20 protein-coding genes are annotated in these 26556 nt (G+C 70.4%); 16 read left to right on the top strand and 4 right to left on the bottom strand.

All coding sequences use genetic code 11. From position 1 onward, the window contains the following. The first annotated feature begins 244 nt into the window (after positions 1 to 244). The 3 genes from HED23_RS12855 to HED23_RS12845 are packed head-to-tail and all read left to right on the top strand — an operon-like array spanning position 245 to position 4106. Positions 245 to 697, top strand: coding sequence for a hypothetical protein (locus tag HED23_RS12855; RefSeq protein WP_203183545.1), 453 nt, complete (start codon positions 245 to 247; stop codon positions 695 to 697). Then, entirely contained in the window at positions 697 to 3033 is a 2337-nt protein-coding gene (locus HED23_RS12850; protein WP_203183544.1) for a bifunctional polysaccharide deacetylase/glycosyltransferase family 2 protein, read from the top strand. Before HED23_RS12855 ends, HED23_RS12850 begins: the two co-directional genes overlap by 1 nt. Then, positions 3033 to 4106, top strand: a complete 1074-nt coding sequence (locus HED23_RS12845; protein ID WP_203183543.1) for an acyltransferase family protein — start codon at positions 3033 to 3035, stop codon at positions 4104 to 4106. Before HED23_RS12850 ends, HED23_RS12845 begins: the two co-directional genes overlap by 1 nt. 102 nt (positions 4107 to 4208) lie before the next feature. Here the strand turns inward: HED23_RS12845 and HED23_RS12840 are convergent, their stop codons facing one another. Beyond that, entirely contained in the window at positions 4209 to 6680 is a 2472-nt protein-coding gene (locus HED23_RS12840; RefSeq protein WP_203183542.1) for an MFS transporter, read from the bottom strand. A gap of 200 nt (positions 6681 to 6880) precedes the next feature. Further along, positions 6881 to 7324: an SRPBCC family protein gene (locus HED23_RS12835; protein ID WP_203183541.1), complete on the bottom strand. Its 444-nt coding sequence runs from the start codon at positions 7322 to 7324 to the stop codon at positions 6881 to 6883. A gap of 148 nt (positions 7325 to 7472) precedes the next feature. Here HED23_RS12835 and HED23_RS12830 point away from each other — a divergent pair, with 148 nt between their 5' ends. Then, positions 7473 to 8516: an Rv2578c family radical SAM protein gene (locus HED23_RS12830; RefSeq protein ID WP_203183540.1), complete on the top strand. Its 1044-nt coding sequence runs from the start codon at positions 7473 to 7475 to the stop codon at positions 8514 to 8516. Positions 8517 to 8643: 127 nt separating this feature from the next. Next, a complete protein-coding gene (locus HED23_RS12825) occupies positions 8644 to 10242 on the top strand; it encodes an alpha/beta hydrolase (RefSeq protein WP_203183539.1) in 1599 nt (532 codons plus the stop codon). A gap of 264 nt (positions 10243 to 10506) precedes the next feature. On the opposite strand, the gene HED23_RS12820 is transcribed toward HED23_RS12825, so the two are convergent. Continuing rightward, positions 10507 to 11079: an adenylosuccinate lyase gene (locus HED23_RS12820; protein WP_203183538.1), complete on the bottom strand. Its 573-nt coding sequence runs from the start codon at positions 11077 to 11079 to the stop codon at positions 10507 to 10509. A 340-nt stretch (positions 11080 to 11419) separates the two neighbouring features. On the opposite strand from HED23_RS12820, the gene HED23_RS12815 reads away from it, so the two are divergent. Both HED23_RS12815 and HED23_RS12810 read left to right on the top strand, forming a co-directional pair. Continuing rightward, positions 11420 to 13201: a 3-hydroxyacyl-CoA dehydrogenase family protein gene (locus HED23_RS12815; RefSeq protein ID WP_203183537.1), complete on the top strand. Its 1782-nt coding sequence runs from the start codon at positions 11420 to 11422 to the stop codon at positions 13199 to 13201. A 291-nt stretch (positions 13202 to 13492) separates the two neighbouring features. Next, positions 13493 to 14308, top strand: coding sequence for a TetR family transcriptional regulator (locus HED23_RS12810; protein ID WP_203183536.1), 816 nt, complete (start codon positions 13493 to 13495; stop codon positions 14306 to 14308). A gap of 18 nt (positions 14309 to 14326) precedes the next feature. Here HED23_RS12810 and HED23_RS12805 read toward each other — a convergent pair whose 3' ends face one another. Next, positions 14327 to 15112 carry a restriction endonuclease gene (locus tag HED23_RS12805; RefSeq protein WP_203183535.1) on the bottom strand — a complete coding sequence of 262 codons (786 nt, stop codon included), beginning with the start codon at positions 15110 to 15112 and terminating at the stop codon, positions 14327 to 14329. Between the two features lie 125 nt (positions 15113 to 15237). On the opposite strand from HED23_RS12805, the gene HED23_RS12800 reads away from it, so the two are divergent. From HED23_RS12800 to HED23_RS12760, 9 genes are all read left to right on the top strand, one after another. Beyond that, positions 15238 to 16029, top strand: a complete 792-nt coding sequence (locus HED23_RS12800) for a GNAT family N-acetyltransferase (RefSeq protein ID WP_203183534.1) — start codon at positions 15238 to 15240, stop codon at positions 16027 to 16029. Positions 16030 to 16395: 366 nt separating this feature from the next. Continuing rightward, entirely contained in the window at positions 16396 to 17733 is a 1338-nt protein-coding gene (ccrA, locus tag HED23_RS12795) for a crotonyl-CoA carboxylase/reductase (RefSeq protein WP_203183533.1), read from the top strand. 8 nt (positions 17734 to 17741) lie between these two features. Then, positions 17742 to 19754, top strand: coding sequence for a protein meaA (locus tag HED23_RS12790; RefSeq protein WP_203183532.1), 2013 nt, complete (start codon positions 17742 to 17744; stop codon positions 19752 to 19754). A 68-nt stretch (positions 19755 to 19822) separates the two neighbouring features. Then, on the top strand, positions 19823 to 20776 hold the full coding sequence (locus HED23_RS12785; RefSeq protein ID WP_203187458.1) for an HpcH/HpaI aldolase/citrate lyase family protein: 954 nt from the start codon (positions 19823 to 19825) through the stop codon (positions 20774 to 20776). 2 nt (positions 20777 to 20778) lie between these two features. Further along, a complete protein-coding gene (locus HED23_RS12780) occupies positions 20779 to 21306 on the top strand; it encodes a MaoC family dehydratase (protein ID WP_203183531.1) in 528 nt (175 codons plus the stop codon). A 2-nt stretch (positions 21307 to 21308) separates the two neighbouring features. Next, positions 21309 to 22514, top strand: coding sequence for an acyl-CoA dehydrogenase family protein (locus HED23_RS12775; protein WP_203183530.1), 1206 nt, complete (start codon positions 21309 to 21311; stop codon positions 22512 to 22514). Positions 22515 to 22696: 182 nt separating this feature from the next. Continuing rightward, positions 22697 to 23344 carry a phosphatidylserine decarboxylase gene (locus tag HED23_RS12770; protein ID WP_203183529.1) on the top strand — a complete coding sequence of 216 codons (648 nt, stop codon included), beginning with the start codon at positions 22697 to 22699 and terminating at the stop codon, positions 23342 to 23344. Then, positions 23331 to 24185 (top strand): CDP-diacylglycerol--serine O-phosphatidyltransferase, encoded by an 855-nt coding sequence (pssA, locus tag HED23_RS12765; protein ID WP_203183528.1) that lies wholly within the window; start codon positions 23331 to 23333, stop codon positions 24183 to 24185. The genes HED23_RS12770 and pssA overlap by 14 nt, the downstream gene beginning before the upstream one ends. A 170-nt stretch (positions 24186 to 24355) precedes the next feature. Continuing rightward, the gene (locus HED23_RS12760) at positions 24356 to 26494 is read left to right on the top strand and encodes a SpoIIE family protein phosphatase (protein WP_203183527.1); all 2139 of its coding nucleotides are present in this window, start codon (positions 24356 to 24358) and stop codon (positions 26492 to 26494) included. The last annotated feature ends 62 nt before the right edge of the window (positions 26495 to 26556 follow it).

The raw sequence follows: 26556 nt of genomic DNA, 5'->3' as shown, positions 1-26556 counted from the left end.
CTGCCGGGACACCTGGAACCTCTCACACCACGAGCTTGAGCGAAGACACAGGGAATTCATGGGAAGAGGCCTCATGTGCCCCTCACAAGCCGCCAACTCCCTTGCTGGGGAGGGGGTGGGCGGAACGGAGCGGGCCTGTCGCACCCGGCGCACTCTCAGCGGTCCGACAGGTTCGGGCCCGTTTCACAGTGTGCGGCCAGGAAAGCTCCAGACTTCGCACATCAAGCTTCGCCACCATGCGCACATGCAATCCGACCCCGTCATCGACAAAGACCCGGCGCCGCGCGGCCGTCGCCGGGCACACGCAGGCCCGGCCCGCTCGGCCGAGCGCCGCCGCGCTGCGGAACGGCCCCAGGAGGGGCCCGTCTTCGTGGACAGCTCCGGGCGCCGGGCCAGGCTGTTGCGCCGGGCCGGCATGCTGCTGGGCACCGTCTGCGTGGGTTACGCCGCCGTGCTCGGGCTCGCCTTCATGGGCGGGATCTCCCTGACCCCCTCCCAGCTGCTCCCCTTCGACGGCGGTCCGGCCGCGGAGGCCGGCCCGGACGGCCGGATGCGGCCCGGCTACGGCATGCCGCCCGGTGGCACCGCGCCGCCGAGCGGCGCGCCTGCCCCGTCGGCGTCCGAAGGGGCGACACCGTCCGGCCGGGCGACGGCATCGGCGTCGGCATCGGCATCGGCATCGGGTGGGACGAACTGATGGCCGCTCCGCGCCGTAGACACGCCACTCCCGGCAGGATCGGCCTGGCAGGGCGTCAGGCAGTCCCCCGGCCGCGCGTGATCATGGCACTGCTGCTGTTGCTGGGGCTCGTCTGCACGATGCTGCTGGACGGCTATCTTCGCGCCGAGGTCGGCAACGACCAGCGGGTGCGCACCGACGCCGCGGCGGACACGGTGCCCGACGACGTGCTGGAGGGCGGGCCCATTCTGAGCTTCCCCGGCGGCACCGCCCGCACGCAGTCCGTGCCGGACAAGACCATCGTGCTGACCTTCGACGACGGCCCCGATCCCGAGTGGAGCGGGAAGGTGATGGACATCCTGGACGAGAACGACGTGCCGGGCACCTTCTTCCTCGTCGGCTCGATGATCTCGCGCTATCCGGACGTCGTCCGCAGGATGGTCGACGAGGGAAACGAGGTGGGGGTCCACACCTTCACCCATGTCGACCTCTCGTATCAGAGCGAGGCCCGCGTCAAGCGGGAGATCGCCCAGACCCAGCTCGCCCTGGCGGGCGCGGCGGGCATCACGACGACGCTGTTCCGGGCCCCGTACTCCTCGAAGACCGATGCGATCGACGACTACAGCTGGCCCGTCTACGAGCGGCTGGGCGCGATGGGCTACACCAGCGTGTTCATCGACACCGACAGCGAGGACTGGCAGCAGCCGGGCGTCTCCAAGATCATCAAGTGGGCGACGCCGGAGGACGGCGAGGGCGCCTCGGTGCTCTTCCACGACGCGGGCGGCGACCGCTCCGAGACACTGGCCGCCCTGCCGAAGTACATCGAGAAGATGAAGGCCGCGGGCTACACCTTCACCACCGTCAGCGGCGCGCAGCAGCAGGACGCCGCCGCCGGGGAGAACGGCGCCGGGACGGATACCGCGGGAGGGAACGCCGCCGGGGAGAACGGCGCCGGGACGGACACCGCGGGAGGGAACGCCGCCGGGGAGAACGGCGCCGGGACGGCAGGTTCCGCCCGGCCCGGCCCCGCGCAGGCCGGCGCCACGCAGGGCGACGCGGAACAGGCAGCCCACCGCAAGGCCGACACCGCCAGCCTCTGGGAGGGCCGCGCGCTGCTCGCCGCCGTCGCCGTCGCCGAGTGGACCGTGCCGGGGCTGGCCGCGGTGCTGGCGGTCGTGGGCGTCGCGGTTCTGGGCCGCTTCGGCATGATGCTCCTGCTCGCCCGGCGCCACCACCGGCAACGGAACCGGCGCAGATTCTCCTGGGGTCCCGAGGTGACCGGGCCGGTCAGTGTGATCGTCCCCGCGTACAACGAGAAGGAGTGCATCGCCAGTACGCTCAACTCCCTTGCCGCGAGCACCCATCCGATCGAGATCGTGGTCGTCGACGACGGCTCGACGGACGGCACCGCGGAGATCGCCGAATCGCTCGGCCTGCCCGATGTGCGGGTGATCCGGCAGGAGAACGCCGGCAAGTCGGCAGCCCTCAACAACGGGGTGCGGCAGGCGCGCCACGACATCGTCGTGATGATGGACGGGGACACCGTCTTCGAACCCGACACGGTGCACCAGCTCGTCCAGCCGTTCGCCGACCCCGGGATCGGCGCCGTCGCGGGCAACGCGAAGGTCGGCAACCGGTCCACGGTGATCGGCGCGTGGCAGCACATCGAGTACGTGATGGGCTTCAACCTCGACCGCAGGATGTACGACCTGCTGCGGTGCATGCCCACCATTCCCGGCGCCATCGGGGCCTTCCGGCGGCAGGCGGTGCTGGAGGTCGGCGGGATGAGCGAGGACACGCTGGCCGAGGACACCGACATCACCATCGCGCTCCACCGCGCGGGCTGGCGGGTCGTCTACGCCGAGCACGCCCGCGCCTGGACCGAGGCACCCGCGTCCCTGGGCCAGTTGTGGCGTCAGCGCTACCGCTGGAGCTACGGAACCATGCAGGCGCTGTGGAAGCACCGCCGGTCCGTCACCGACCGGGGGCCGTCCGGGCGCTTCGGCCGGGTCGGCATGCCGCTCGTCGTCCTCTTCCAGATCGTCACCCCGGTGTTCGCGCCGCTCATCGACGTGTTCACCGTCTACGCGATGGTCTTCGTGGACTTCCGGGCCTCCCTGCTCGCCTGGCTGGCGGTCCTGGCCGTGCAGCTGTTCTGTGCGGCGTACGCCTTCCGTCTCGACCGGGAGAAGTACAGGTACCTGCTGATGCTGCCCCTCCAGCAGCTCGCGTACCGGCAGTTGATGTACCTCGTGCTGATCCACTCCTGCGTCACCGCGGCGACCGGCGGCCGGCTGCGATGGCAGAAGCTGAAACGCACCGGTGAGGTGGGCACGCCCCGCGTGGGGGCGTCGTAGTGGCGGGGGCGCACCGCAGGACGGATCCCGCACCGCCCCCGGCGGCCGCCACGGCCACGGGCCGCGACCGGTCCTTCGACGTGCTGCGGGCCGTGGCGCTCGTCCGGGTGGTGACGTACCACACCTTCGAGTGGCCCTGGCTGGGATACGTCTTCCCGTCCATGGGCGTGATGTTCGCGCTCGCCGGATCGCTCATGGCCCGCTCGCTGGAGCGGCCGGCTCCCGGGGTGCTCCGCAGCAGGCTGCGGAGGCTGCTGGTCCCGGTGTGGCTGTTCGGTCTGGTGCTCGGAGTGGCGATGCTGCTGCACGGCTGGGTACCCGGTCCCGACGTGCTGCTCTGGGTGCTGCCGGTCGGCGATCCGCCCGGCAACGCGTGGGGTGAGCAGGCGTGGGCGGTGCTCTGGTACCTGCGCGCCTATCTGTGGTTCGTGCTCGTCTCACCCTTGCTGCTGCGTCTCTTCAGGCTCGCACCGCTACCCGTGCTCGCCCTGTCGCTGGTGCCCGTCGTGGTGCTGGGGGCGGTGTCCGGGGTCCCGGACGGCCGGGTCGGGAGCGCGATCGTTGACGCCTCGGTCTTCCTGTTCTGCTGGCTGCTGGGCTTCGCGCACCGTGACGGTGTGCTCGACCGCCTGCGCGGCTCCGGAGCGGTTGCCGTCGCGGTGCCGCTGATGGCCGCGGGTGCCGGGTGGGCGACGGGACATCCGGTGGACGGCTCGCTCGACCTGGACGACATCCCGCTCGCCCAGGCTCTGTGGTCGGCCGGATTCGTGCTGCTCCTGCTGCGTTTCCGGCCCCGCTTCGACGGACTCGTGCACCATCGGACGGCCGACCGGATCGTCACGGTCCTCAACGCCCGCGCGGTCACGGTCTATCTCTGGCACGAGGTGGCGCTGATGGCCGCGGTGCCGCTGATCGACCTGATGTGGGAGGTGCCCGCGCTGGAACAGCACCTGCCGCTGGGCAGCCTGTGGACTCAGTTCGGCGTCGCGTGGGTGCTGATAGCGGCCGCGGTGATGTGCTTCGGCTGGGTCGAGGACGTCGCGGCGAGACGGAAGCCCCGGCTGCTGCCCTGAGAGACCGGTGAGCGGGGGTGTGCGGGGGCTCCAGCGCACCCCCGCCCACCGGCGCCCGGGGGTGTGCGGGGGCTCCCGCGCACCCCCGCACACCGGCGGCCCTCAGTCCTCGTGACCCAGCTGGAGATCGCGTTCGGTCCGTCCGCCTCCGGGGAGCTGGAGGACGGTGGCGACCGGCGGGTAGCCGGCTGCGATCACGGTGTACTCACCTGTCGACAGGTCCACGAACCGGAACGCCCCGTCCGAGCCGGTGGTGAGGGTGTCGACCACGTTGCCCGCAGCGTCCAGCAGCGTGACCCTCGCGTCCTCGACGGCCCGTCCGCCGGGGGCGCGCACGACCCCGCGCAGGACTGCGCCTCCCGCCAGCTCGATGTCCTGCCTGGTCTCCCGGGCGGCCTGCACGCTGACCGGGAGGGCCGCCGGACGGAATGCCGGGGCGCTCGCCGCCAGGGTGTACTCACCTGCGACCAGCTCGCTGATGACATAGGCGCCTTCGCGCCCGGTGCGCGTGGTCGCGACGACTTCGCCACGCACGTCGGTGAGTGTCACCGCGGCATCGCGGACGGGTGCGCCGTCGGGCGTGAGAACGGCTCCGGCGAGCCGGCCCGCCCCGCCGAGGACCACGTCGAGGTCCACCGGCCGTTCGCTGACGGTGACGCTGACGGCCTGCGGCTGGTGCCCGCCGGCGGCGGCGATCAGCACATACGAACCGGCCGCGGGCGCGCTCAGCGCGTACCGCCCGTCGTCGCCGCTCGCCCCCCGTCCGACCTGCCGCCCCTGTCCGTCGATGAGGGTGAGCGCGGCCCGTCCCACCGTCGTGCCGTCGGAGTGCTGGACGCATCCGCGCACCGGGGTCCCGGGGAGCGGCCCGGGCTGCGGTGGGCCGGGGTCGGTGCGGGCGGCGGGGACCGTGGAGTGCGCAACGGTCCCCGGGTCGGGGGCCGTCTGGGGGGTGTGGTGGGACACCAGCGGTTTCTCCTTGAGGAAGAAGGCGAGGAACAGGCCGAGCAGGAGCACCGGCACCAGGTAGAGGAAGATCCGTGGCATCGCGTCGGCGTAGGCCTGGATGTAGGCGTCGCGCAGCGCGGGCTCCATGGTGTGGACCAGCTGCGGGGTGATCGACTCCGGGTCAGGCAGGTCGGCGCCGGAGGGGAGCCGCACCCCGAGCGCGTCCGAGAGCCGCCCGGCGAACAGGGTGCCGAAGATCGCGGCGCCGACACTGCCGCCGATCTGCCGGAAGTAGTTGTGGGCGCTGGTGGCGGTGCCCAGGTCGGAGGGGCGTACGGAGTTCTGCACGGCCAGCACCAGGATGGACATGACGAGGCCGATCCCGATCCCCAGGACGGCCTGCCAGATGCCGTACTCCAGTGCCGAGGTGCCGGTGTCGAGGAGGGACAGCAGCCACATGCCGACGGCCGAGACGGCTCCGCCCACCAGCGGATAGACGCGGTACCGGCCGGTGCGCGAGACCAGCTGGCCGGAGACGACGGAGGCGACGACGATGCCGCCCATCATGGGCAGCATCAGCAGCCCGGACTCGGTGGCGGACACGCCCTCGACCATCTGGAGGTAGGTCGGCAGATAGCTGGCGGCACCGAAGAGCGCGACCCCGACGACCGCACCCACCAGCGAGGTGACGTTGAAGACGGAGTCACGGAACAGGCGCAGCGGGATGATGGGTTCGGCGGCCCGGTGCTCGACCACGAGGAAGAGCAGGGTCGTTCCGAGAGCCCCGGCGGCGAGCCCCAGAACGGTCCGCGAACCCCAGTCGTACTCCGTACCGCCCCAACTGGTGAGCAGCACCAGACAGGTCGACGCGGCTGCCAGCAGCAACGCGCCCAGCACGTCGAGGCGGGGGCGGACGGCCGGCTTGGGCAGCTTCAGGACGAGCGCGATGACGGCGAGGGTGACGAGGCCGAACGGCACGTTGATGTAGAAGCACCAGCGCCAGGAGGCGTGGTCGGTGAAGAAGCCTCCGAGGAGCGGCCCCGCCACGGAGGCGAGACCGAAGACCGCCCCGATGAGGCCCATGTAGCGGGCCCGTTCCCTGGCCGGGACGATGTCGGCGATGATCGCCTGGACACCGATCATGAGTCCGCCGCCGCCGATGCCCTGGACGGCCCGGAAGGCGATGAGTTCGTCCATGGTGCGTGACCAGCCGGCGAGGGCGGACCCGATGGTGAAGACGATGATCGCGAACTGGAAGACGCCCTTGCGGCCGAAGAGGTCGCCGAGCTTCCCGTAGAGCGGGAGGCCGATCGTGGAGGCCAGCAGATAGGCCGTGACCGCCCAGGACATCTTGTCGAGGCCGTGCAGTTCGCCGACGATCTTCGGCAGGGCCGTGGCGACGATCATCTGGTCGAGCGCCGCGAGCAGCAGGGTGAGCATCAGCCCGAGGAAGACCAGCCGGACCCTGCGGGGGCTGATCCCGTCCGGCGGCGCGGACGGTCCGGAGGCGGAGGGCGGCGGGGGCGACTCGGACGCCACCTCGGTGCCGGGCTCCGCCCGGGACCCGGGCGGCCTGTACTCCGTGCCTCCCGGCTCGTCCTTCACCAGAGTGATCCCACCCACCACGTGACGCTCCCCTCATCGCAGCTGCGCCGCTCATTTCTCGCATCAGGCGGCAAGGCGGGGCAAACGCGACCGGGCGCACACACGGCGCGTACAGAGGGCTTATGCGCCGGTGGGAGGCACTACGGCGCACAACCGGCCACCCCGGAAAACCACTCGTTCCGGTGAGGCCGGCCGTAGCGCCAACAGCAGGTGAAGCAGGGCTACTTCTCGACCTCGGTGGCGAGGTTCTGCAGGAGCTCGTCGTAGATCCGGCCGAGGCCCTTGGGCGCGAAAGTCTTCTCGAAGAAGCCGCCGATGCCGCCGGCGCCGTTCCACACCGTCGTGACGACGGCCTTGGACTTCCCCTCGCCCGCCGGAGTGACGGTCCAGGTGGTGACCATCGTGGAGTTGCGGTCCTTCTCGATCAGCTGTCCGTCGGTCGGCTCGGTGACTTCGAGCAGGCAGTCGCGGACCCGCTTGCTGGTGGCCTGGAGCTTCCAGTGGACGAGGGTGCCTTCGCCGTCTCCGCCCTCGCGCACCTCGTACTCGCTGAAGTGCCCGGTCAGCACCTTGCCCCGGACCTCCTTGTAGTCGGCCAGCGCATCGAACACCGTCTCTGCGTCCGCCGCGATGATCCGCTCTGTCGTGGCCTCGACCTGCGCCATGCCTGCTCCTCCAGCACTCGGTTGTTCGGGGTGCTGCTGAGCCAACCACCTCGGGTGCGGCCCCTCAAAATCGGGTCCCGAGGTCTGCCGCGCACGATCAAGGGAACACATGTTCTATTCTCTGCGGAGTGCTACGAAGGAGGCGCTCATGCGCTGGGACAATCTGGCAGAGAACACCACAAAAACAGGGAACGGCGCACTCTTCGCCGCGGACGCGGTGACGACGCGCACCTTCGACACCCCTGAATTCAGAGGAATCACCTTTCACGAGATCCGGGCCCGCTCGATCGTGAACCGGGTGCCCGGGGCCTCCCGCATGCCGTTCGAATGGACCGTGAACCCCTACCGGGGCTGCACCCATGCCTGTGTGTACTGCTTCGCCCGCAGGACCCACAGCTATCTGGACCTCGACACCGGTCTCGGTTTCGACTCCCAGATCGTCGTCAAGGTGAACGCCGCCGAACTGCTGAGCCGTCACCTGGCCTCCCGCCAGTGGCACGGCCAGCACATCGCGATGGGCACGAACGTGGACTGCTACCAGCGCGCCGAAGGCCGCTACCGGCTGATGCCCGGCATCATCGCGGCCCTGCGGGATCACGCGAACCCCTTCTCCGTCCTGACGAAGGGCACTCTGATCCTTCGCGACCTCGACCTGCTGCGACAGGCCGCCGAGGTCACCGAGGTCGGCGTCTCCGTCTCCGTCGGGTTCACCGACCCGGAGCTGTGGCGCACCGTCGAGCCGGGCACCCCCTCCCCCGAGCGCCGCCTCGACGTCGTACGCGCCCTGACCGACAACGGGATCGGCTGCGGGGTGCTGATGGCCCCGGTCATCCCCTTCCTCGGCGACCACCCCGACCAGTTGCGCGCCACGGTCCGCGCCGTCGCCGCCGCCGGAGCGACCTCGGTGACCCCGCTCGTCCTGCACCTGCGGCCCGGCGCCCGTGAGTGGTTCATGCAGTGGCTCGCGAACCACCACCCGCACCTGGTGCGACGGTACGAACGGTTGTACGCGGACGGGGCGTACGCCCCGACCTGGTACCAGCGGGGCATCACCCGCCGGGTGCACGAGCTGGCGGCCGAGTTCGGCATCGGCCCCGCCGACCGGGGCGGCGCCCGCCGCGTCGTCCGCGAGACCCCGGCGGCCGTGACGGACGGCCACGCGCCCGGCCCGACCCAGCTGACCCTGCTCTGACCGCACCGGTCTCCCTGCCCGAACGGGTCAACTCTCGACGACACGCGTCCTTCCGGAGCCTGTTCCGGGAAGCATGCGGCGGGGGCTGTGCCACCCACAGCCGTAATCCCCGACCTCGGGAGGCCATATGACGAAACGTGCAGGAATTCTGGTCGCCGTCGGCGCCACGGCCGCGGGTCTGGTGACCGCCGTGCCGTCCACCGCGTCCACCGCGCCCGCCGCGCCCGCCGGGACGGGTCCGGGCGCCCCGGCCGCCGCGTCGCCCAGCTGGACCGGCTGCGGGACGAAGTCGTATCCGGCTCTGCAGTGCGCAACCGTCCGCGCTCCGCTCGACCATGACAACCCGTCGGGCAGGCAGGTCACCCTGGCCCTGTCCCGGATCCCGCACACCGCGAAGAAGTCGCAGGGACCGCTGCTGGTCAACCCGGGCGGTCCCGGCGGCAGCGGGCTCTCCATGGCCGGCTTCGTGGCGTCCTCACTGCCCGAGAAGCTCGCCGCGCAGTACGACGTGATCGGATTCGACCCGCGCGGGGTGGGGAAGAGCACCCCCGCCCTGGACTGCCTGCCGAAGTACTTCGACTCCGTGCGCCCCGACACCGTGCCTGACTCCTACGAGGCGGAGACGACCGCGCGCAACCGGGCCGCCTCCTTCGCCGCCGCATGCGGGGAGAAGCACGGCGACCTGCTGCCGTACATGGACACCGTCAGCGCCGCGAAGGACCTCGACGTCATCCGCCGGGCCCTCGGCGCACCGCAGATCAACTACTTCGGCTATTCCTACGGCACCTACCTGGGCGCGGTCTACGCCAAGCTGTTCCCGGAGCGCGTACGACGGCTGGTGCTGGACTCGGTCGTCGACCCGGACGGCGTCTGGTACGAGGACAACCTCGGCCAGGACCACGCGTTCGACGCCCGCCACAAGGCGTTCGCCGCGTGGGTCGCCAAGAACGACGCCACGTACGGCCTCGGCAGCGACCCGGCCGCGGTCGAAGCCGCGTGGTACGGGATGCGCGACGCGGTGAAGAAGCAGCCCGCGGCAGGCAAGGTGGGGCCGGGCGAGCTCGAGGACACCTTCATGCCGGGCGGTTACTACAACGGCTACTGGCCCCGCCTCGCGGAGGCGTTCGCGGCGTACGTGAACGACAAGGACCAGGAGGCGCTCGCCACCGCCTACGAGGACTTCGCGGCCGTCGACAGGAGCGGTGACAACGGGTACTCCGTCTACGCGGCCGTGCAGTGCCGCGACGCCGGCTGGCCCCGGAACTGGAACACCTGGCGCAACGACACCTGGCGCGCCCACCGCAAGGCGCCCTTCATGTCATGGAACAACACCTGGTACAACGCCCCGTGCGCCACCTGGCCGGTGGAGCCGCTGGAGCCCGTGCGGGTCACGAACGACGGGATTCCGCCCGCGCTGATCCTCCAGGCCACCGACGACGCCGCCACACCGTACGAGGGCGGCGTCACCATGAGCCGCAGGCTCAAGGGCTCGGGCCTCGTCGTCGAGCAGGGCGGCGGCAACCACGGCATCACACTGAGCGGCAACGACTGCCTGGACGCCCACCTGGTGGACTACCTCACCGACGGCACCGTGCCGACGGGCGGCGGCAGCGGCGCGGACGCGGTGTGCGACGCACTGCCGGAGCCGAAGCCCGCCCCGGCCACGAAGGCGGCCACGAACACGAAGGGCAGCACACTGCACGGCCTGCTCGGCTTCCGCGGCTGACGGGACCGGGCCTGCCGCCGGGGGCGTGCACCAGGACGGGCCGCCTGACCACACGGCTCCGTTCCCACACGCCCCCGGCGTACGTATACGCGAGATGCCTCCCGACGACCGCGCCGCCGTGGCCGAGATCGGGGTGCGCGGCCGGCGCCAGGCGTACGCGGGTCTGATTCCGCAGACCTACCTGGACGCGATGGAAATCGCCCAGGACGCCGAGCGCCGGCGCGCGTACCTCACGGCTGGCGGAAGTCCGCTACGTCCGCGCGCTCACCCCGCCGGCAACCGGCTGAGCGCCTCCTCCGCCGCCCTGCCGAGCCGGGGGTGCGGGAGCGCCGCCTCCAGAACCGGGCGGGCGCCGGCGTCCTCCAGGGTTCCCAGCCCCTCGACGCAGGCGAGCGCGACCCGCCAGTGCGGCTCGCCGGGGGCCAGCAGCCGGCGCAGCGTACTGACCAGAGCCGGCACGGACTCGGGTGCGCGCAGAGCGGTCAGCAGCCGCACCGGGTGCAGGGCGTAGGCCGTCCGGAGGCTGTTGGTGGCGAGCGCGGCGGCCGCCCTGGGGGTCCGGGGGTCACCGAGGAGCCGCAGGGCGTGCGCGGCGGACACGCAGCGCTCGGGATCACGGTGGTTGAGGAGGAGGATCAGGGTCTCGAAGGCCCGGCGGTCGCCCCGGCAGCCGAGCCGGAACGCCGCGATCTCGCGGGCCCACAGCGGGTGTTCACGCTCTACGAGGACCAGGGCCAGCTCCTCGTCGTCCTCGGTGGCGAGCAGCCGCCGGAAGAACTCCGGTTCACCGGCCTCGTCCCCGAGCCGGTCCGTCAGCGAGCGGAACTCCTCATCCATGACGCTGAGTTTAGAGCGGTGAACGCGCTGTGTCGGGACAACTGTGTGCCAGTGCACAGGCCGCCAGGGCTGGCGCGCTCGTTACTCGCCGGTTAAGCTCAAGTGAGCGGGACACACCCCCGCGGCTCCGATGGCCTGGTGACGCAGCCATCCGGAGTGCTTGTCGGTTCGGCAGTTCGAGAGACGTGGCTCGGGACAGAGCCCGTCGCACCTCCCCGTGTGCCGTGTGCTCCGGGAACCGTGCACCACGACACGCAATTCACGCACACCGAGCGCCCGTTCGTTTCGTCGTGCGCGCCGCTGTGCTCCTCTCAGTCGTCACTCACCCTGGAGTCCCGTGATGGACATCCCGCTCACCACCATTGCCGTCGTCGGCCTCGGCACCATGGGCACCGGCATCGCCGAGGTCCTGGCCCGCGCGGGCCGCGAGGTCGTCGGCATCGACATCAGCGAAGCCGCCGCCCGCCAGGCCGTCGCCTCCCTGGAGGCCTCCACCGCGCGTTCCGTGCTCCGTGAGCGGATCACGGAGCAGGACAGGCGCGACATCCTCGCCCGGTTCCGCACCTTCTCCGATCTGCAGGCCGCCGCGGACGCGGAGCTGGTCATCGAGGTCGTGCCGGAGACGTACGAGATCAAGCAGCAGGTCTTCCGGGAGCTGGACGCCGTGGTCTCCCCCACCGCGATCCTCGCGACGGGCACGAACGCCCTGTCCGTGACCCGGCTGGCCGCCGAGTCCCAGCGCCCCGAGCGCGTCCTCGGCCTGCACTTCTTCAATCCGGCGCCCGTGATGAAGCTGGTCGAGGTGGTCTCCTCCGTGCTGACCGCGCCTCCCGCCGTGGAGAGCGTCACCCGGCTCGCCCGTGAGCTGGGCAAGGAGCCGGTCGCCGTCGGCGACCGGCCGGGTTTCGTCGCGGACGGTCTGCTGTTCGGCTACCTCAACCAGGCCGCGGCGATGTACGAGGCGAACTACGCCTCCCGTGAGGACATCGACGCCGCGATGAAGCTGGGCTGCGGGCTGCCGATGGGCCCCCTGGCGCTGCTCGACCTGATCGGCATCGACACGGCCCGCACGGTCCTGGAGGCCATGTACTCCGCGTCCCACGACCGGCTGCACGCCCCGGCCCCGGTGCTCGGGCAGCTCAGCGAGGCGGGCCTGACCGGCCGCAAGGCGGGCCGGGGCTTCTACACGTACGACGCGCCCGGCGGCCAGGACGTGGTGCCGGACGCGCTGACACCGGCGGACAGCGCGGGCGCCGTCACCGGACGCGAGGTGTCCTCGGTGGGCGTGGCCGGCTCCGGGACGATGGCCTCCGGGATCGCGGAGGTCTTCGCGAAGGCCGGGTACTCCGTGGTGCTCGCGGCGCGCAGCCAGGAGAAGGCGGACACGGCCAGGGCGCGGATCGCCAAGTCTCTGGGGCGTTCCGTCTCCAAGGGCCGGCTGACGGAGGAGGCGCGGGACGCGACACTCGCCCGGATCACACCGGCGGGATCGCTGGACGCCTTCGCGGACGTCGACCTCGCGGTCGAGGCCGTCGCCGAGGACCTGGAGATCAAGCGGCAGCTCTTCCAGACCCTGGACAAGGTCTGCAAGCCGGGCGCAGTGCTCGCGACCACCACCTCTTCCCTGCCGGTCGTGGCGGTCGCCAAGGTCACCTCGCGGCCCGAGGACGTCATCGGGATGCACTTCTTCAACCCCGCGCCCGCGATGAAGCTGGTCGAGGTGGTCCGCACGGTGCTGACCGCCGACGACGTGCACGCCACGGTCCGCGAGGTCTGCGTGAGGGTGCGCAAGCACCCGGTCGACTGCGGCGACCGGGCCGGCTTCATCGTGAACGCACTGCTGTTCCCCTACCTCAACAACGCGATCAAGATGGTCGAGGAGCACTACGCGACGCTCGACGACATCGACGCGGCGATGAAGCTGGGCGGCGGCTACCCCATGGGGCCCTTCGAGCTCCTGGACGTCGTCGGCCTGGACGTCTCGCTCGCCATCGAGAAGGTCCTGCACGGTGAGTTCCGCGACCCGGGCCTCGCCCCGGCGCCGCTGCTCGAGCACCTGGTGGCCGCGGGCTGCCTCGGCCGCAAGACGGGGCGCGGCTTCCGCGAATACGCCCGCCGCTGAGGGGGCGGCGGCAGGCGTCGTGGGTGAGGAGCGGGGGCGGGGTGTGCGCGCCCCAAGGGCGGAGGAGCGAGTCATGTCGTACGGAGCCTCCCCTGCTCGGGCGGAGCCGAGAGCTCGGGGAACATGGTGAGTGACGACGACGCCGCGAGGTGCGTGCACCACCTCCGCGAGGCCACGACACCTGCCGCCGGGCCCTCCGGGCCCGGGGCCGGGTGGGGCGGGTTGCTGGTGCCCCCGGGTGATCCGCCCCCACAGGCGCGCTCTCCTGCACCGATGGGTTACGTTCACCTCATGTCCCAACCCGCCAAGTCCCCTCGTTCCTCCGCCGCGACGGACGCCCCGGAGAGTGCAGCGAGCACCCGGGCCGCCGCCCAACGGCTGAAAATGCGCCGCGAACTGGCCGCCGCGGCGATGGAACTGTTCTCGACGAAGGGGTACGAGGCGACGACGGTCGACGAGATCGCGGGGGCGGCCGGCGTCGCCCGGCGCACCTTCTTCCGCCACTTCCGTTCCAAGGAAGAGGCCATCTTCCCGGACCACGACGACACCCTCGTCAGGGCCGAGGCCGTCCTGAACGCCGCCCCCGCGCACGAGCACCCGCTCGACACCGTGTGCCGCGGCATCAAGGAGGTCATGAAGATGTACGCGGCGAAGCCGGCAGTCTCCGTGGCCCGCTACAAGCTGACCCGCGAGGTCCCCACGCTCCGGGAGGCCGAGATCGCGTCGGTGGCCCGCTACGAGCGGCTGTTCACCCGATATCTGCTGGGCCACTTCGACGAACGTGATCACCATGTGGGCAATGACGACCCGCTCCTCGCGGAGGTCGCCGCGTCCGCCGTGGTGACCGCGCACAACCATGTGCTGCGGCGCTGGCTGCGCGCGGACGGCCAGGGCGACGTGGAGTCGCAGCTCGACCACGCCTTCGCGATCGTCCGGGAGACCTTCGGCACGGGGATCGGGGCGGGGCGGACCGTGGGGAGCGAGCCCGGGAGGGCCCCTGCGGCGTCGGCGTCCAGGGAGGGCGAGGTGCTGGTCGCGGTGGCACGTACCGACGCGCCGCTCGATGAGGTCATGCGCACGATCCAGCAGGCGCTCAAGGAGCACTGAGCCCCGCCCGGCGGGAATTCAGCCCTCGGCGGGCCGCACAGCCGTACCCGCGTACCAGGGGGGCGCGGCGGCGCCCTCGCTCCACGCGATGAGCTCGTCGAGACCCGTACAGACGATGTCGCACTGTGCGGCGTAGTCGAGAGCCGGTTCGGTGAATTCACCGGTGGTGACCATGACGGCAACCTCGGCCTCGTGCACCGTGTAACAGGTGCCGCCGAAGCGCTGGAGGTCCTGCGAGCCGACCTTGTTGCCGCTCGTGTACCTCTTGCACTGCACGACCAGACGGCGACCGTCCGGAGTGGTGGCGACAACGTCCGCGCCCAGGTCACCTGCGCCTCCGACCACTTCGACGTCCAGGCAGCCGTCACGACGGCACAGCCCGGCGACGGCCTCCTCGAAGTCGTACGGGTCCATGGCCTCGTAGTCGACCGGCAGTGCCTGCTCGGGGGCCGCGTGGTCGACCGGCGGTGCCTGCGCGGCCGCCGGGGTGGTGCCGGCTGCCGGCGGTTCCGCCAGGGCGGCGTCCACGACCTCGTACGCGGTGTCGACGGCCGCCGCGGCCGCCCTGGCCGCCGCCCGGCGGCCGCGGCGTCTGCGCAGGAGCGCCAGGACGCCGGCCCCCAGCAGGACGGCCGAGGCCACAGCGGCCACCGGATGGCGTCCTGCGCTCTCCAGGCCCGTGCGCACCACCAGTCCGGCTCCGCAGAGCAGGAGGGCGATGAGAGCGAAGCCGAGTGCCGTCCTCCGGACGTCGAATCCGGCCCCGCGGCCCTCGCGGACACTTCTGCGCACCTGTATGCCCATCGCGTACCCACCCCTGTCCGTTGCCGCGACATCAAGATCACTTCCGTGTGCCCGGCGGACGCCGGTTGACGCGCGGGCCGGGAAAACCGGTGGTCGGACCGGGGCCCGCGTGCTCGGATGCGTGGATGGAACCTGACGAGACGCTGGCCCTCTTCGATCAAGAGATGCGTGAACACGCCCGCCCCGACGGGCCCGGCACACGCGTCGAACGCGTGGGTGACGTCGTACGGCAGACCGGCGGCGCCGACGACTGGAACGGCGTCGTATGGACGGCCCCGGACCTCTCCCCCTGCCGCGCGGAGTCGGAGATCGCCGCACAGGTGGAGCATTTCGCCGCCCACGGGATCGCCGAGTTCGAGTGGAAGCTGTATGCCCACGACGGCCCCGAAGGGCTGGGCGGGCTCCTCGCGGCGGCCGGATTCGAGCCGGAACCGCCGGAGACCCTGCTGGTGGCCCGGGTGGAGGACCTGGCCACCACCTCGGAGCTGCCCGAGGGCGTACGGCTGCGGGACGTGACCGACGCGGAGGGCGTCGAGCTGATGGTGCGGGCCCATGAGCTGGCCTTCGGCACCGACGGTTCGCGGCTGCGCCACCAGACCCTGGCCCGGCTCACCGACGCCCCGGACACATTCATCGCGGTGGTCGCCATGGCGGGTGACGAACCGGTGAGCTCGGCCCGCATGGAGATGCACCCCGGTACCGGCTTCGCCGGGCTGTGGGGAGGCGGGACCACAGCACCCTGGCGGGGCAGGGGGATCTACAGGGCCCTGATCGCCCACCGGGCCGGCATCGCGGCCCGCCTCGGCCACCGCTTCCTCCAGGTGGACGCGACGGATCAGTCCGCGCCGATCCTGGGGCGGCTCGGCTTCACGGCCCTGAGCACGACGACGCCGTACGTCTACCGCACCGCGCCGTAGCTTTCACAAAAGGCGGAGCGACGCGACAAAACACCCATGATGTTGCTCATGCGTGCCACCGAGATGACAAGTGAGAGAAATTGTTGGCACTGGGTGCCTTGCCACCTGTCACGGAGTGCCATACGTTGAAGGTGTCCGGGCGGCCGGCGTGCAGAGATCTCTCGTACGCCGGCTGTCCCCGCAGACCACGTGTCCGCGCGCCCGGGCGCCTGCGTCACAGGCAAACCCTTCTGCTCCACCGAGCAGGCACACAGCACCACCCGCCGAACCGACGGCACACCTCCACACCGCACCGCTCCCCTGACCCCAGGGGTCCTCCGAGCGTTTCCCTCGACGCCGGAGACCCGATCTGCCGGAGGCATCACCGTGAAGGAAATCCTGGACGCGATCCAATCGCAGGACAGCACGGCCGCGGACTTCGCGGCGCTGTCCATCCCCGAGTCGTACCGTGCGGTGACCGTGCACAAGGACGAGGCCGAGATGTTCGCCGGCGTCGCCAGCCGCGACAAGGACCCCCGCAAGTCCCTCCACGTGGAGGACGTGCCGGTGCCCGAGCTCGGCCCGGGCGAGGCCCTGGTGGCGGTCATGGCCAGCTCGGTCAACTACAACTCCGTGTGGACGTCGATCTTCGAGCCCGTCTCGACCTTCGGCTTCCTGGAGCGTTACGGCAAGCTCAGCGACCTCAGCAAGCGCCACGACCTGCCGTACCACGTCATCGGCTCCGACCTCGCGGGTGTCGTCCTGCGCACCGGGCCCGGCGTCAACGCCTGGAACCCGGGCGACGAGGTCGTCGCGCACTGCCTGTCCGTCGAGCTCGAGTCCAGTGACGGCCACAACGACACGATGCTCGACCCCGAGCAGCGCATCTGGGGCTTCGAGACCAACTTCGGCGGCCTCGCCGAGATCGCGCTCGTCAAGTCCAACCAGCTGATGCCGAAGCCGAAGCACCTCAGCTGGGAGGAGGCCGCGTCCCCGGGCCTGGTCAACTCCACCGCGTACCGCCAGCTCGTCTCGCGCAACGGCGCGGGCATGAAGCAGGGCGACAACGTGCTGATCTGGGGCGCCAGCGGCGGACTGGGCTCCTACGCCACGCAGTTCGCACTGGCCGGCGGCGCCAACCCGGTCTGTGTCGTCTCCAGCGACCAGAAGGCGGAGATCTGCCGGAAGATGGGCGCGACCGCGATCATCGACCGCAACGCCGAGGGCTACAAGTTCTGGAAGGACGAGCGCACCCAGGACCCGAAGGAGTGGAAGCGCTTCGGCAAGCGCATCCGCGAGTTCACCGGCGGCGAGGACATCGACATCGTCTTCGAGCACCCGGGCCGCGAGACCTTCGGCGCCTCGGTCTACGTCACCCGCAAGGGCGGCACCATCACGACCTGCGCCTCCACATCGGGCTACATGCACGAGTACGACAACCGCTACCTGTGGATGTCGCTCAAGCGCATCATCGGCTCCCACTTCGCCAACTACCGCGAGGCGTGGGAGGCCAACCGCCTGATCGCCAAGGGCAGGATCCACCCGACGCTCTCCAAGGTGTACTCACTGGAGGACACCGGCCAGGCCGCGCACGACGTGCACCGCAACCTCCACCAGGGCAAGGTCGGCGTGCTGGCGCTGGCCCCCACGGAGGGCCTCGGCGTGCGCGACACGGAGCTCCGCGAACAGCACATCGACGCCATCAACCGCTTCCGCAACGTCTGAGGTCCACCATGACCGAACGTCAGAAGGACCGTCCGTGGCTCATGCGGACGTACGCCGGCCACTCGACCGCCGAAGCGTCCAACGAGCTCTACCGGCGCAACCTCGCCAAGGGTCAGACGGGTCTGTCGGTCGCCTTCGATCTGCCCACGCAGACCGGCTACGACCCCGACCACGTCCTCGCCCGCGGCGAGGTGGGCCGGGTCGGCGTGCCCGTCTCGCACCTCGGTGACATGCGTCGGCTGTTCCAGGACATCCCCCTGGAGCAGATGAACACCTCGATGACGATCAACGCGACCGCCATGTGGCTGCTGGCGCTCTACCAGGTGGTCGCGGAGGAGCAGGGCGCGGACCCCGACAAGCTCCAGGGCACGACCCAGAACGACATCGTGAAGGAGTACCTGTCGCGGGGGACGCACGTCTTCCCGCCGGGCCCCTCGCTGCGGCTGACCACCGACATGATCACGTACACGGTCAACCGCATCCCGAAGTGGAACCCGATCAACATCTGCAGCTACCACCTGCAGGAGGCGGGAGCCACCCCGGTCCAGGAGATCGCGTACGCCATGTCGACGGCCGTCGCGGTCCTCGACGCCGTGCGCGACTCGGGCCAGGTGCCCGAGGAGAGGTTCGGCGACGTCGTCGCCCGCATCTCCTTCTTCGTGAACGCGGGAGTCCGCTTCATCGAGGAGATGTGCAAGATGCGCGCCTTCGGGCGCATCTGGGACCAGGTCACGCGCGAGCGGTACGGCATCGCGAACCCCAAGCAGCGCCGCTTCCGCTACGGCGTACAGGTCAACTCCCTGGGGCTCACCGAGGCGCAGCCGGAGAACAACGTCCAGCGCATAGTGCTGGAGATGCTCGCCGTCACCCTCTCCAAGGACGCCCGCGCCCGCGCCGTGCAGCTGCCCGCCTGGAACGAGGCCCTGGGGCTGCCGCGCCCCTGGGACCAGCAGTGGTCCCTGCGGATCCAGCAGGTGCTGGCGCACGAGAGCGATCTGCTGGAGTACGAGGACATCTTCGCCGGTTCGCACGTCGTCGAGGCCAAGGTCGACGAGCTCGTCACGGAGTCACTGGCCGAGATCGACCGGATCCAGCAGATGGGCGGCGCGATGGCAGCCGTGGAGTCGGGATATCTCAAGTCGGAGCTCGTCTCCTCGCACGCGGCTCGACGGGCCCGGATCGAGGGCGGCGAGGAGAAGATCGTAGGCGTCAACATCTACGAGACGACCGAGCCCAACCCGCTGACGGCGGACCTGGACGCCGCGATCATGACGGTGGACCCCGAGAACGAGGCGCGCGTCGTCGCCGCGCTCCACGAGTGGCGCGACAACCGCGACGAGGCCCGGGCCACCGAGGCCCTGACCGCTCTGAAGAAGGCCGCGGCGGGCACCGCGAACATGATGGAGGCGACAGTCGAGTGCGCCCGGGCCGGCGTCACCACGGGTGAGTGGTCCTGGGCCCTGCGCGACGTGTTCGGTGAGTTCCGGGCACCGACGGGCGTCTCGTCCGCGCCGGTGGCCGTCACCGCGGAGGCGGGCACTCCCCTGGCCCTGGTCCGCGAGAAGGTGACCCGCACCGCCGGGGACCTGGGTGTCGGACGGCTGCGCCTGCTGGTCGGCAAACCGGGCCTCGACGGCCACTCCAACGGCGCCGAGCAGATCGCCGTGCGTGCCAGGGACGCGGGCTTCGAGGTGGTCTACCAGGGCATCAGGCTGACGCCCGAGCAGATCACCGACGCCGCCCTGGCCGAGGACGTGCACTGCGTCGGCCTGTCCATCCTGTCCGGCTCGCACGCCGAGCTGGTGCCGGACGTGCTGAACCGGCTGCGCGAGGCCGGTGCGACGGACATCCCGGTCATCGCGGGCGGCATCATTCCGCCGGCCGACGCGAACGCCCTCGTCGCGGCCGGCGTCGCCGCCGTCTTCACCCCGAAGGACTTCGGCATCACCGAGATCATCGGCCGTATCGTCGACGAGATCCGGAAAGCGAACAAGCTCGACCCTCTGGAGGTCCCCGCATGAGCACGCCCAGCCCGTCGTCCGCCACCACCCCGCTTCCGGGCGACTCCGCCGCGCTCCGGCCGGCACCCGTGAACCGGCTGCGTCCGCGCCGCTCGTGCCTGGCGGTGCCGGGATCCAACCCGCGGTTCCTGGAGAAGGCCCAGGGCCTCCCGGCCGACCAGGTCTTCCTGGACCTGGAGGACGCCTGCGCGCCGCTCGCCAAGGAGGGCGCCCGGCACCACATCGTCGACGCGCTCAACAACGGCGACTGGACCGGCAAGACCAGGGTCGTCCGGGTGAACGACTGGACGACGCACTGGACGTACCGCGACGTCATCACGGTCGTGGAGGGCGCGGGACCGAACCTCGACTGCATCATGCTGCCGAAGGTCCAGGACGCCCAGCAGATCGTCGCCCTGGACCTGCTGCTGACCCAGATCGAGAAGACGATGGGCTTCGAGGTCGGCCGGATCGGCATCGAGGCGCAGATCGAGAACGCCAAGGGCCTGGTGAACATCGACGACATCGCCGCCGCCTCGCCGCGTGTGGAGACCCTGATCTTCGGCCCGGCCGACTTCATGGCCTCCATCAACATGAAGACCCTGGTCGTCGGCCAGCAGCCGCCCGGATACCCGGCGGACGCGTACCACTACATCCTGATGCGCATCCTGATGGCGGCCCGTACGCACGACCTCCAGGCCATCGACGGCCCCTTCCTCCAGATCCGCGACGTGGACGCGTACCGCGAGGTCGCGGGACGTGCGGCTGCTCTGGGATTCGACGGCAAGTGGGTGCTGCACCCCGGTCAGGTCGACGCGGCGAACGAGGTGTTCTCGCCCTCCCAGGAGGACTACGACCACGCCGAGCTCATCCTCGACGCCTACGACTGGTGCACCTCGGAGGAGGGCGGCAAGAAGGGCTCGGTGATGCTCGGGGACGAGATGATCGACGAGGCCAGCCGCAAGATGGCCCTGGTCGTCGCGGGCAAGGGCCGCGCGGCCGGCATGCAGCGCACCTCCAAGTTCGAAGCACCGGAGGCCTGACCATGCAGTTCGGACGCACATACGAGGAGTTCGAGGTCGGTGCTGTCTACAAGCACTGGCCCGGAAAAACGGTCACGGAATACGACGACCACCTCTTCTGCCTGCTGACCATGAATCACCACCCGCTGCACATGGACAGCAACTACGCCGAGAAGACGACGGATTTCGGGAAGAACGTCGTCGTGGGCAACTACATCTACTCACTGCTGCTCGGGATGTCGGTGCCGGACGTCTCCGGCAAGGCGATCGCAAACCTGGAGGTGGAGTCACTGAAGCACGTGGCCCCGACCTTCCACGGCGACACGATCTACGGCGAGACGACCGTGCTCGACAAGACGCCGTCGAGGTCCAAGAGCGACCGCGGCATCGTCCATGTCGAGACAAAGGGTTACAAGCAGGACGGCACGCTGGTCTGCGTGTTCCGCCGCAAGGTGATGGTCCCCACCGAGACGTACATCAAGGAGCGGGGCGGCGAGCAGCCCGGCCGCCCGGAGCTGGTCCAGCCGCCGCAGAAGAACGTGGAGAAGTAGCCATGAGCCGACTCGCGCAGACCGCCGGTCTGACCGATATCCAGCAGGAAATCCTCTCCACGGTCCGGAATTTCGTCGACAAGGAGATCATTCCTGTCGCGACCCAGCTGGAGCACCGCGACGAATATCCGACGGAGATCGTCGAAGGGCTCAAGGAACTGGGCCTGTTCGGGCTGATGATCCCGGAGGAGTACGGCGGTCTGGGTGAGTCGCTCCTGACGTACGCACTGTGCGTCGAGGAGATCGCCCGCGGCTGGATGAGCGTGTCGGGCATCATCAACACGCATTTCATCGTGGCGTACATGCTCAAGCAGCACGGCACGCAGGAGCAGAAGGACACGTTCCTGCCGCGGATGGCACTGGGTGAGGTGCGGGGCGCGTTCTCGATGTCCGAGCCGGCCCTGGGCTCGGACGTCTCCGCGATCTCGTCCAAGGGCGTCAGGCAGGGCGACGAGTACGTCCTCGACGGCCAGAAGATGTGGCTGACGAACGGCGGAACGTCCACGCTGGTCGCCGTCCTCTGCAAGAGTGACGAAGGACACCCCGAGGGCACCGCCCCCCACAAGTCGATGACGACCTTCCTGGTGGAGAAGGAGGCGGGCTTCGGCGAGGTCCGCCCCGGCCTCACCATCCCGGGGAAGATCGACAAGATGGGCTACAAGGGCGTCGACACGACCGAGCTCATCATGGACGGACTACGCATTCCGGCCAATCGTGTACTGGGGGGCACGACCGGCCGAGGTTTTTACCAAATGATGGATGGCGTAGAGGTCGGCCGGGTAAACGTCGCTGCGCGTGGCTGCGGTGTCGCACAACGTGCATTCGAACTGGGCGTGTCGTACGCACAGCAGCGTCAGACCTTCGGAAAGCCGATCGCCCAGCACCAGGCGATCCAGTTCAAACTGGCTGAAATGGCCACCAAGGTCGAAGCCGCTCATGCGATGATGGTCAATGCAGCACGCAAAAAGGACTCCGGGGAGCGGAACGACCTGGAGGCAGGGATGGCGAAGTACCTCGCCTCCGAGTACTGCAAGGAAGTCGTCGAGGACGCCTTCCGTATCCACGGCGGTTACGGCTTCTCCAAGGAGTACGAGATCGAGCGCCTCTACCGCGAGGCCCCGATGCTGCTGATCGGTGAAGGTACCGCCGAGATCCAGAAAATGATCATCGGTCGCCGGCTGCTCGAGGAGTACCGGTTCCAGGGCTGAAATATCCTTTTCGAGGCGATTTGGTGGCGAAGAACATCACACCCGGTCACCCTCGTGCGGAGCCTTTCAGCTGTCCGACTCGGCTGCTGGCTTGCCCAGTTGCCACTCGCACCCGATAGCATCGCCGGAAAGCCGCCGTCCCCCCGTTGCCAGCGCGGCATCATCCGCTACGAAGGTCATCCATGCCCGACAGCCAAATCCCTGCAACGCGCGGCGGGGTCCGCCTCGCCCGTGGAGCATCGCCGTGGCTCCTCCCGACCGTCGCCACCGCGGCACTCAGCCTCGCCCGGGCCCGCAAGTCCGGACGCTGGGCCGCCGTGGCCGTGCCCACCACCGCGCTCGCGGCGGGCATGCTGTGGTTCTTCCGCGACCCCGAGCGCGAGATCACCCAGGGCCGCGTCATCTCACCGGCCGACGGCGTGGTGCAGAGCATCATGCCGTGGAAGGACGGGCGCACCCGCGTCGCGATCTTCATGAGCCCGCTGAATGTTCACGTCAACCGGGCGCCCCTGTCCGGCACCGTGACCTCGGTCGAGCACATCCCGGGTGGTTTCGTCCCGGCGTTCAACAAGGAGAGCGAGAACAACGAGCGCGTTGTCTGGCACTTCGACACCGAGCTCGGCGACATCGAGATGGTGCAGATCGCGGGAGCGGTCGCCCGTCGCATCGTCCCCTACATCCCGCAGGGCACGAAGGTGGAGCAGGGCGAACGCATCGGCCTGATCCGCTTCGGATCGCGCGTGGACATCTACCTTCCGGAAGGTGTCGATGTCGCGGTCGAGGTCGGGCAGGCCACCACCGCGGGGGTGACTCGAATTGACCGTAGTTGATCCTGAGACGCAGGCCGGCTGGGTTCCGGAGGCCGACGAGGAGGACGACGCCGAGGACATGCCGCTCTCCATGCGGCTGTCGATAGCGGACACGCTCACCCTCGGTAACGCCACGTGCGGTTTCATGGCGGTGTACTTCACCACCACGGGGATCCTCATCCCGCACCTCACGGGCAGCGACGAGTCGGGCATGGCCAGGCACTCCGCGGCGACCGCGGTGATCCTCATGCTCCTGGCCGCCGTGTTCGACCTGTTCGACGGGCTCGTGGCGCGCAAGCTGCGCTCCTCCCCGATGGGTGCGGAGCTGGACAATCTCTCCGACCTCATCAGCTTCGGCCTCGCACCGGCGTACTTCGTGCTGGTGTACGGCATGGTCGCGGACGACGCACACCAGCGGGTGTCGGCGCTCGCGGCGATCGTGGTGCTGCTGGCGGTGGTGCTCAGGCTTGCGCGGTTCTCGTGCGTGACCTTGAAGGACGGCATGTTCCAGGGCATGCCGAGCCCCTTCGGAGCGCTCACGGTCGTCTCGATCGTGCTTCTTGAGCTGCCCTTCGTACCGACGCTGCTCGCGATCATCGGAGTGGCGTGGCTCATGGTCAGCCGGGTCGAGTACCCGAAGCCGCGGGGCGTCCTCGCGGTGGCGATGCTCAGCTGGATCGTGGCCGCGATGGGGCTCCTCGCCGCGTGGGCGTTCGACGCCCCCGGCGGCCAGCTGCTCCTGCAGACCGGCTGTGCGCTCCAGGTCGTCCTGGGGGCGGTGATCCCGCTCTTCGCCACGGCACGGCGGGTCAACACCTTCCGTGACAACCGGCGCGAGGCACGGGCGGCCCAGCTCCCGTAACCACGCGGAACGCGACTCCACGAGGGCCCGGATGCTCCCCGGCATCCGGGCCCTCGTGCGTGCGGTGGCCGTCGGCTCGGCGCACGGTGCGCACCCGGCGGGGCGTCGGGGCGCTCCGCTGCTGCCGTCTGCGGGTGCGCGGCCGCTTGTCACGGGGGACGCTGGAAGGCGTGCAGGACCTTCCCGCCGCCGCTGTCGCCGCGACAGGTTCGGGCACGGAGCTGCTGGACGGCGCCGTGGCCAGCCTCGTGCGTGAGACCGGCGCGTCCGTGGCGATGCTGTACCTGCTGCCGCCGGAAGAGACCACGCTGCACCTGGCCGTGCTCGCGGGGGTGCCCGTCCAGCTGGCCACCCCGTGGACCCGGGTCCCGCTGTCCGCCCCGATACCGGTGGCCGACTCCGTGCGTCTGCGGTGCCTGATCTGGCTCGGCAGCCATGAGGAGCTCGCGCGCCGCTACCCGCGCCCGGCGCTCGTCCTGCCGTACCAGTTCGCCCTGGGCGCCGCCCCCATCCATACCGGCGACGCGGTCCGGGGCGGGATCACCCTGCTGTGGCCCGGTTCGCACCCGTCGCAGCTGCCGCCCGAGGAGCGTGAGGCCGTCATCAGGGGCTGCCACGGCATCGGCACGCTCCTGCAACAGGCCGAGAGCAGCGGTTACCCGATCATTCCCGGCGCACAGCCACGGGTGCTGCCCCCGCCGAAGCCGGCCACCCCCGGCCCGGTGGAGGCCACGGCCATCGCGGAGTTCGTCCGGCGGCTGCCCGGCGGGAGCTGCTCGCTGGGGATCGACGGGAAGATCGTCTTCATCAACGACGCCGCAGCCTCCCTCCTGGGAACCCGGGCCCAGGACATGATGGGGACGCTGCCCTGGGTGTCTCTCCCCTGGATGGACAACCCTGCCGTCGAGGACCACTACCGGGCCGCCGTCATCGGCCGTCAGCAGACGTCCTTCACGGTGCTGCGGCCACCGGACCGGTGGCTGTCCTTCCACCTGTTCCCGAACGACACGGGAATCAGCGTCCGGATCGTACCCACCTCGCGGCCCGGCCCCCGCGACATCCCCGCCCCCGCGCTGCCCACCACCGCCGCCGTTCCCAGCCGGGCCACCGCTCTGTACCATCTGATGCACTTGGCGGCGTCGCTCACCGAGGCGGTCGGCACCGAGGACGTGATCGAGCTGGCCGGCGACCAGCTGATGTCGGCGTTCCGGATGCAGACCCTGGTGGTCATGACGTCGGTGGAGGGGCGACTGCGGGTCGAGGGCGCCCGAGGCAGCCATCCGGCGCTCATGGACCGTTTCGACGGCGCCCCCCTGGCCTCCGCCACACCCGCAGCGCACGTGCTGATGACTGGCATCCCGGACTTCTATCCCACCTTCGCCGATCTGGAGCGCGCCTATCCCTCGGCGGGCCTCCGCAACGCCGTGGCGGCCTGCGCCTTCCTTCCGCTGATCGTCTCCGGGCGCCCGGTCGGCTCGCTGGTCCTCGCCTACGACCGGCCCCACTCCTTCGAAGCCGAGGAACGCGCACTGCTGACGTCGATCGCGGGGCTGCTGGCACAGGCCCTGGACCGTGCCCGCCTCTACGACACCAAGGACCGGCTCTCGCACAGCCTGCAGGCCCACCTCCTGCCCCAGACACTGCCCCGGATCGCCGGCCTGGACGTGGCGGCCCGATACCTCCCGTCGACCCGGGGCATGGGCATCGGCGGCGACTTCTACGACCTGATCCGGCTCGACGACACCACGGCCGCCGCGGCCATCGGCGACGTACAGGGCCACAACGAGAACGCCGCCGCGCTCATGGGGCAGGTGCGCACCGCCGTGCACGCCTCCGCCGGAGCCCCGCCCGACGAGGTCCTGGCCCGCACCAACCGCCTGCTCACCGACCTCGACCCCGGGCTGTTCACCAGCTGCCTCTACGTGCACCTCGACCTGGCCGGGCACAGCGTCCGCCTGGCCACCGCGGGCCATCCGGGGCCGCTGCTGCGACAGCCCGACGGACAGACCGAGGTACTCGACCTGCCGCCCGGCCTCCTGCTCGGCATCGATCCCGCGTCCCGCTACCCGACGACGCAGGTCGACCTGCCTCCCGGCGCGGCGCTCGCCCTGTACACCGACGGGCTCGTGGAGGCACCTGGCGTGGACTTCGAGGACGCCACCGCGGAGCTGGCCGCGCACTTCGCCCTCGCCCTGGACCAGGACATGGAGTCCGTCGCGGACACGCTCGTGCGGTACGCGAAGCGGGCCACACCCGGCACGGACGACATCGCGCTGCTGCTCATCAACGCCCTGCGGTCGGACGGCTGACGACGGCCGGGCCCGGCGCGCGGTCCAGAAGGGCTTCCGGAGGGGGTGTGGAGAGTCCTGAG

Source organism: Streptomyces pratensis (assembly GCF_016804005.1).
GTDB lineage: Bacteria > Actinomycetota > Actinomycetes > Streptomycetales > Streptomycetaceae > Streptomyces > Streptomyces pratensis_A.
Note: the sequence above shows the minus strand (reverse complement) of the source record. Positions and strands in the feature narration are given on the sequence as shown.

Coding starts and splice junctions, on each gene's coding strand:
- HED23_RS12830 (WP_203183540.1), top strand. CDS start 7,473: ATGCGCTGGGACAATCTGGCAGAGAACACCACAAAAACAGGGAACGGC.
- HED23_RS12780 (WP_203183531.1), top strand. CDS start 20,779: ATGCAGTTCGGACGCACATACGAGGAGTTCGAGGTCGGTGCTGTCTAC.
- HED23_RS12855 (WP_203183545.1), top strand. CDS start 245: ATGCAATCCGACCCCGTCATCGACAAAGACCCGGCGCCGCGCGGCCGT.
- HED23_RS12810 (WP_203183536.1), top strand. CDS start 13,493: ATGTCCCAACCCGCCAAGTCCCCTCGTTCCTCCGCCGCGACGGACGCC.
- HED23_RS12800 (WP_203183534.1), top strand. CDS start 15,238: ATGGAACCTGACGAGACGCTGGCCCTCTTCGATCAAGAGATGCGTGAA.
- HED23_RS12775 (WP_203183530.1), top strand. CDS start 21,309: ATGAGCCGACTCGCGCAGACCGCCGGTCTGACCGATATCCAGCAGGAA.
- HED23_RS12850 (WP_203183544.1), top strand. CDS start 697: ATGGCCGCTCCGCGCCGTAGACACGCCACTCCCGGCAGGATCGGCCTG.
- HED23_RS12790 (WP_203183532.1), top strand. CDS start 17,742: ATGACCGAACGTCAGAAGGACCGTCCGTGGCTCATGCGGACGTACGCC.
- HED23_RS12770 (WP_203183529.1), top strand. CDS start 22,697: ATGCCCGACAGCCAAATCCCTGCAACGCGCGGCGGGGTCCGCCTCGCC.
- HED23_RS12820 (WP_203183538.1), bottom strand. CDS start 11,079: ATGGATGAGGAGTTCCGCTCGCTGACGGACCGGCTCGGGGACGAGGCC.
- HED23_RS12825 (WP_203183539.1), top strand. CDS start 8,644: ATGACGAAACGTGCAGGAATTCTGGTCGCCGTCGGCGCCACGGCCGCG.
- HED23_RS12815 (WP_203183537.1), top strand. CDS start 11,420: ATGGACATCCCGCTCACCACCATTGCCGTCGTCGGCCTCGGCACCATG.
- HED23_RS12835 (WP_203183541.1), bottom strand. CDS start 7,324: ATGGCGCAGGTCGAGGCCACGACAGAGCGGATCATCGCGGCGGACGCA.
- HED23_RS12805 (WP_203183535.1), bottom strand. CDS start 15,112: ATGGGCATACAGGTGCGCAGAAGTGTCCGCGAGGGCCGCGGGGCCGGA.